This window comes from Bradyrhizobium sp., assembly GCF_049586575.1.
In the GTDB taxonomy this organism is placed as follows: Bacteria; Pseudomonadota; Alphaproteobacteria; order Rhizobiales; family Xanthobacteraceae; genus Bradyrhizobium.
Genome location: NZ_JBAVCF010000284.1, coordinates 1 through 5,719 on the forward strand (window position 1 = coordinate 1; position 5,719 = coordinate 5,719).

Genomic DNA, 5,719 nt, shown 5'->3' on the forward strand with positions numbered 1-5,719 from the left:
CTCGCGGTCGAAGGTCAGGTTGAGATTGGCCGCGTCACCGAGGCCGCTTCGGTGTTCGATCGCATGCGCCACCTGCGCTTCGATCTCTCTGGCGTCGATAGTGCGTGCAAGCCGCGTGATGGACACCGACTTGATGTCCCTGGTGTCGACCCCGATCACCTGATGCGCCTGAAGCGTGTTGATGATCTGGGCGGTCGGCAGCGTTCCCGTGGTGCCCAGATCGGGCGAGCGATAGATGGCGATCTGCGCCGCCGTTCCGGCGTTGTCGATCATGTCGCCGATCCGCACGACGTCGCTTTCTACCGTGACCTGGGCGCGAAGCACCGGCGAGGCGATGGCGTCGTCCTTGTCCTGCGCGTACGCGGCTGACGGCGCTGCCAGGAGCAGGGCGGTAACGAGGATCGATCGGACAATCATCATCTACTCCCTTAACGGAACAGCGCGGTCGTCGATTGCATCATCTGGTCGGCGGCGGTGATGACCTTTGCATTCATCTCGTAGGCGCGTTGGGCGGCGATCAGGTCCGACATTTCGGAAACGACGTCGACATTGGCCTGTTCGAGGCTGCCCTGGCTGAAGCTTCCAAAACCTTCGAGCGTCGCGATGCCGTCCTGGGGTGGTCCCGACGAGGGCGTGTCGACGAAGTTGTTGTTGCCGACCGGCTGGAGGCCGCCCTTGTTGACGAAACGAGTCATCGTAAGCTGACCGATGATCTGCGACGTCAGGGACGACGATCCCTGCGGCTGCACGGACACCTGGCCCTGGGCGTTGACGGTCAGGCCCGTCGCGTTTTGCGGAACCGTGATGGTCGGCTGCACCGGATTGCCCTGCGCATTGACGATGCGGCCGGTGTTATCCATCTGGAACGTGCCGTCGCGCGTGTATTGAAAGGTGCCATCGGGCATCAGGATCTTGAAGAATCCTTCGCCCGTGATGGCGAGGTCGAGATCGTTGCCGGTCTGCGACAGCGTGCCCTGCGTCATGGACCGCGGTGTTCCCACGGTCTTGACGCCACCTCCGATATCGATGCCGATCGGAAGGATGGTGCCCTGTTGCGAGGCTTGCGCGCCGACCCGGGCGATATGCTGGTAGATCAGGTCCTGGAATTCGGCCGTCTGCCTCTTGTAGCCGGTGGTTCGCAGGTTGGCGATGTTGTTCGAGATGACCTGAACGTTCAGTTCCTGGGCCGCCATCCCGGTCGCTGCTGTGTGAAGTGCTTGCATGGGTCGTCTCCTTAAGCCGGCACGTCAGCGAGCTGCTGGATGGCGGTTTTCTGCAGCTCAGACTGCTGGTTCATCAGGTTTGCGATCGAGGCGTAGGCGCGCGAGACCTCCATCATCCGGCTCATCTCGGCGACCGAATTGACGTTCGACTTTTCGATGAAACCCTGTCGCACCGTGGATTTGGTGTCGGGCTGCGGCGCCCCGCCGTCGCCGGCGCTGTAAAGGTTGAAGCCTTCCTTCAGGATCTTCTGCGCATCGGTGAAGCTGACGAGGCGGAGCTTGCCGCGTTGCGCATCGGTGCGCCCGTTGCCTTCGATCACCGTGATGGTGCCGTCGGGCGTGATGTTGATGTCGTGGTCGGTCGGCTGAAACACGATCGGGCCGGTGGCGCCGACAACCGTATTGCCGGCCGCCGTCACAAGCTGGCCCTGGTTGTTGATGTGCAGGCTGCCGTCGCGGGTATAACGCTCGCCGCCCGCCGTCTGCACGGTCAGGAAGGCGGAACCGTCGATCGCGATATCGAGCGGATTGCTGGTTCCCTCGACCGCGCCTTGCGTCATGTCGCGGTAGGTGCCGCGATCCTGCACGAAGCTTACGCGGCGGTCGCTGCCGACGAAGTTGTCTTCGTGCGCGGGCGTGTTGAGATATTCCTCGAACAGCGAGTTGTCGGCCTTGTAGCCTGACGTATTCACGTTCGCGATATTGTTGGCAATCACGTCGAGCTGCCGCTCGAGCGTGGTTTGCCGCGATAGTCCGATGAGAAGCGCATTCTCCATCGCCAGATTCTCCCCTCAAACGATCTGCAAAGCTGATGCCCTCCCAGGCGGCCTTGCGGATCTTTCGAACCGGCCAAGCTCTCCCAAGCCCGCGGTTCGCTTAAGATCAGAGCGAAAGCCGTGCCAGTCTGGAAATTGAAACCAGTTCAATGACTTGATGGATCCAGAGGGGGATTGGCGGGCGGCAATAAGGTCTTGTTGACCATGTTTGCCCGGCAACTTTTTCCCAGTTGAAGGGCAAAAGAAAGATTCCATTAACCATTATTACCTTAGCGTTCAAAATGAGCGCAGGACTTGCCGCGTTGTATCGCGTCAAAGAGGGTCGCCTGCCGGCATCTAGTGTCCCAATTCCGAAGTTCGTAGCATTTTACGGAGCCACGTTTCGAACTTCGGAATCGAAAGGACACTGGCAAATCTATTATTCCCTAGTGTGGCTTTAGTTCAGAAGTCCGCATGACGAACCTGCGGCACAAATGATGCGGACTTCTGAACTGCCACACTAATCCATTTTCAGATCGGAGCGGCCCCAAGCGATGGCAGACAATGAGGCGGAAGGCGCCGCGGAAGCCGCGGAAGCGCCTGCACCCAAAGGCAAACTCAAGTTGATGATCGCCGTTATCGCGGTGCTGGCCACCGTTGTTGGCGGCGCGACATGGTTCTTCTTCCTGCGCCATCACGGCGAGGAACAACATGCCGAAGCATCGGCGCCGCCACCGAAGCCGCCGTCCTATGTCGAAATGCCGGACATGCTCGTCAACCTGATCGGCCTGCCGGGGGAGCGGGTGCAGTACCTCAAGGCCAAGATCGTGCTCGAGGTCAAGGACGAGAAACAGGTCGAGGCGATCAAGCCGACGCTGCCGCGCGTGACCGACATCTTCCAGACTTACCTGCGCGAATTGCGTCCCTCCGACCTCAACGGCTCGGCTGGCCTGTTTCGCCTCAAGGAAGATCTGACGCGGCGCGTCAATGCGGCGGTAGCGCCCAACCAGGTCAGTGCGGTCTTGTTCAAGGAAGTCGTCATTCAGTGACGCGGATTTAGAAACATGGCGGGCAACGATCCAGTCGACCAGGATGCAATTGCGGCGCAATGGGAAGCGCAGCTTGACTCCCAGGATCCGGAAGCAGCCGCTGCGGAAGCGGAGGCCAACGAACTTTCCGAAACCATGGCCCTGCAATGGGCGGCCATGGTGGAGGACGGCAGCCGCGACTTCGGCGGCGGCAAGAACAGCGGCGAACGGGTTCTGTCGCAGGAAGAGATCGACAACCTGCTCGGCTTCAATGTCGGGGAGGTCAATCTCGACGACAATTCCGGGATTCGCGCCATCATCGACTCGGCGATGGTCTCCTATGAGCGCCTGCCGATGCTCGAAATCGTCTTCGACCGCCTGGTGCGGCTGATGACGACCTCGTTACGCAATTTCACCTCCGACAACGTCGAAGTCTCGCTCGACCGCATCACCTCGGTCCGGTTCGGCGACTACATGAATTCTATACCGCTGCCGGCCGTGCTGTGCGTGTTCAAGGCCGAGGAGTGGGAGAATTTCGGGCTCGTCACCGTCGATTCCAGCCTGATCTACTCGATGATCGACGTTCTGCTCGGCGGCCGCCGCGGGCAGACCTCGCTGCGCATCGAAGGCCGGCCCTACACCACGATCGAGACCAACCTTGTGAAGCGGCTGGTTGAAGTGGTGATGGCGGACGCCGAACAGGCGTTCCGGCCGCTGTCGCCCGTGACCTTCACCATCGACCGCCTCGAAACCAATCCGCGTTTTGCCGCGATCAGCCGGCCGGCCAACGCCGCGATCCTGGTTCGCCTGCGGATCGACATGGAAGATCGCGGCGGCAATATCGAGCTGCTGCTGCCCTATGCGACCATCGAGCCGATCCGCAACGTCCTGTTGCAGATGTTCATGGGCGAAAAATTTGGCCGCGACCCGATCTGGGAAGGTCATTTTGCGACCGAAGTCGCGCAGGCCGAGATTGCCGTCGATGCCGTGCTGTATGAGGCCGACATTCCGCTCAAGCAGCTCATGAAACTGAAAGTCGGCGACACCTTGCCGCTCGACATGCGGGCGGACGCGCTGGTGGCTGTGCGCTGCGGCAGCGTGACGCTTACGGAGGGGCGGATGGGCAGGGTCGGCGACCGGGTCGCCATCCGCGTCGTCAAGCAATTGCACAAGCCGAATACCACGTTCGCGATGTTCGAGAAGGCCGACGAGCAAACCAAGATGATGGAGGCCCCATGAGTCATTCGCTCGGAATTGCAATCGAGAGCCTTGTGACGATTTTACTCATGATCACGATAGGTTATTGCATGGTGTTGAATGCCCGCCTGAAGCGGCTGAAGGCCGATGAGCATTCGCTCAAGGCTACGATCGGCGAACTCATTACGGCGACCGAAATCGCCGAACGCGCGATCGGCGGCCTCAAGCATACGGTGCGCGACGTCAACGAGAACCTCGGAAATCAGTTGAACTCGGCGACGGAAATGTCGGCGCAGTTGAAGAAACAGCTGGCCGAAGCCGACAACGTCGTCCGCCGGCTCTCCAAGATTGCGATCGCGGCGCGGCGACCTGAAGCGGAGCCTGCGGCGCCGCAGATGTCGGCCGCCAAGGCCGTCGCGGCGGCCGCACAAGCCTTCTCCGACCGTAGAAAGGCGAATGGAATTGCGGCATGAAATCGTTTCGTAACATTCGCGTCCTTCCCGTCGTCCTGGTTGCAGTATTCGGTCTTGCCGTACTGAAGATCGCGGGCCTCGTGCTCGACGGGGGATATGTGTTCGACTATCGGCCGGATTCGACCAAGCCGTCCTGGGCGCAGGAAACCTTCAACTTCCCGGGCCGCGGCAAGGTCGACACCAGCGACATTACCGGCTCGGTCGAGAAGGAAAAAGAGAAGCCCAAGGAGGAAGCGGCCAAGCCGGAAGTGGCCAAGGCCGAAACCACCACGCATCCCGAGCCGCCTCCGCCGGTGTCGGCCTCGGAGCGCGCCATCCTCGAGCGGTTGCAAGCCCGCCGTCTGGAGCTTGAGACGAGGTCCCGCGAGATCGATATCCGCGAAAGCCTGCTCAAGGCAGCCGAAAAACGCGCCGAGGGGCGGGTGGAGGAATTGAAGGGGATTGAATCCCGCATTACCGGTGCCCAGCAGCAGAAGGCCGACGAAGATGCTGCGCGCTTCAAGGGCATCATCACGATGTATGAAGGCATGAAGCCAAAGGATGCGGCCAAGGTCTTCGACCGGCTGGAAATGCCCGTGCTGTTCGAAATTGCCTCGCAGATCGCCCCGCGCAAGATGGCCGACATTCTTGGCCAGATGTCGCCCGACGTGGCTGAGCGGCTCACGGTTGAAATGGCGCGCCGCGCAGGGGCCGACAAGTCGGCTGGCGCCGCTGACCTCCCGAAAATCGAAGGCAGGGTACTGCAACCGCAGAAGGCGGACGCCGGCAACAACCGGACGAATTGAGGGACTTACCTCGAATGGCCCAAATCGTGCGCGACGGCACGATGCGGCCACCGCAGAAAGTCAATTAGCGGGGATAATTAACAAGTCCTTAAATCGCCGATTCTAGACTCGAACCTGGGCAAATCCGCCTTCTCGCGGCCCGTCCGCGATTCGGATGAACTGAAAGACGTAGACCGGAATGGCGCGAATGGCTGCCGCTGGATTTTGGTTGCGAGCGAGCGCCGGCGCGCTTGCGACGCGGCGCGGCCGGGCGCGATC

Annotated in this window: 6 protein-coding genes and 1 pseudogene; 4 read left to right on the forward strand and 3 right to left on the reverse strand. The window is 61.0% G+C overall.

What is annotated here, in order from left to right:
- The 3 genes and pseudogenes from flgA to flgF form a co-directional block, all read right to left on the reverse strand.
- Nucleotides 1-417, reverse strand: a pseudogene (gene flgA / locus WB528_RS10995) (flagellar basal body P-ring formation chaperone FlgA); the annotation flags it as partial.
- Between the two features lie 11 nt (nucleotides 418-428).
- A complete protein-coding gene (gene flgG / locus WB528_RS11000; protein ID WP_423888440.1) occupies nucleotides 429-1,223 on the reverse strand; it encodes a flagellar basal-body rod protein FlgG in 795 nt (264 codons plus the stop codon).
- 11 nt (nucleotides 1,224-1,234) lie between these two features.
- Nucleotides 1,235-1,999 carry a flagellar basal-body rod protein FlgF gene (gene flgF, locus WB528_RS11005; RefSeq protein WP_423888441.1) on the reverse strand — a complete coding sequence of 255 codons (765 nt, stop codon included), beginning with the start codon at nucleotides 1,997-1,999 and terminating at the stop codon, nucleotides 1,235-1,237.
- 533 nt (nucleotides 2,000-2,532) lie between these two features.
- Here flgF and fliL point away from each other — a divergent pair.
- The 4 genes from fliL to WB528_RS11025 are packed head-to-tail and all read left to right on the forward strand — an operon-like array spanning nucleotide 2,533 to nucleotide 5,461.
- Nucleotides 2,533-3,027 carry a flagellar basal body-associated protein FliL gene (fliL, locus tag WB528_RS11010; RefSeq protein ID WP_423888442.1) on the forward strand — a complete coding sequence of 165 codons (495 nt, stop codon included), beginning with the start codon at nucleotides 2,533-2,535 and terminating at the stop codon, nucleotides 3,025-3,027.
- A gap of 15 nt (nucleotides 3,028-3,042) precedes the next feature.
- A complete protein-coding gene (gene fliM, locus WB528_RS11015) occupies nucleotides 3,043-4,245 on the forward strand; it encodes a flagellar motor switch protein FliM (RefSeq protein ID WP_423888443.1) in 1,203 nt (400 codons plus the stop codon).
- A complete protein-coding gene (locus WB528_RS11020; RefSeq protein WP_423888444.1) occupies nucleotides 4,242-4,676 on the forward strand; it encodes a DUF6468 domain-containing protein in 435 nt (144 codons plus the stop codon). Before fliM ends, WB528_RS11020 begins: the two co-directional genes overlap by 4 nt.
- Nucleotides 4,673-5,461 carry a MotE family protein gene (locus tag WB528_RS11025; protein WP_423888445.1) on the forward strand — a complete coding sequence of 263 codons (789 nt, stop codon included), beginning with the start codon at nucleotides 4,673-4,675 and terminating at the stop codon, nucleotides 5,459-5,461. The genes WB528_RS11020 and WB528_RS11025 overlap by 4 nt, the downstream gene beginning before the upstream one ends.
- Nucleotides 5,462-5,719: the final 258 nt, after the last annotated feature.